1 protein-coding gene is annotated in these 673 nt (G+C 49.5%); it reads left to right on the plus strand.

All coding sequences use genetic code 11. The features are described 5' to 3' along the window. Positions 1–11: 11 nt before the first annotated feature. Positions 12–673: SGNH/GDSL hydrolase family protein (locus tag A3750_RS20960; protein ID WP_156498802.1), on the plus strand; the 662-nt coding region annotated here is incomplete at its 3' end.

The following is a 673-nucleotide window of genomic DNA, read 5'->3' on the forward strand; positions in this document are numbered from 1 at the left end:
ACAGGCAGTTAGTGCGACGCAGCGAGTTGCTATTTCTTGGCGATTGCAACACCTGCGGAACAGAACAGCTAAAAGGCCAGGCGTACCCGGCTCTTGTTGGCGAAGCGCTAAATCGGCGCATCCAAAATTGTGGCCAAACGATGGCAACAACACGAGAAGCACTCAAGTATTTTGCACACTTTGGTCATGATCACCTCAACGCGGTATTTATTCAGTACGGCTTGGTCGATAGTTGGTCAACTCTCAAAGCAGCGCCGTATGTCTTGTATTACCCAGATAATGCTCGCCGACGCTTTTTCCGTCGCTGGGTCAAAAAATGGAAGAAATATGGCCGAAAGATCGGCATTGGCAAGCTCTTCGGCATGACCAACCAGGTGCCGATAGAGGAATATCAGGCCAACATCGCAAAAATTTTGGATGCCGTCAGCTGCCCTGTATTTCTGATCGAAACCGCACCCAACCAAGACGATTCGCGCAACCCTGCCATACAAGCGTATAATGCCGCCTTGGCTGAGTTGGCTGAACAATACGCTCATGCTAGCCTGATCCATTGCTACGAGGTGTTCGCAACAAACATGCAAGACTATTATCAAGATGCGACACATTTCTCTCCTGCAGGGCATGCAAAATTAGCCGAGATGATTTCCAAACATCCTTTGTTGAGCGCCCCCTA

This window comes from Oleiphilus sp. HI0079, from assembly GCF_001635105.1.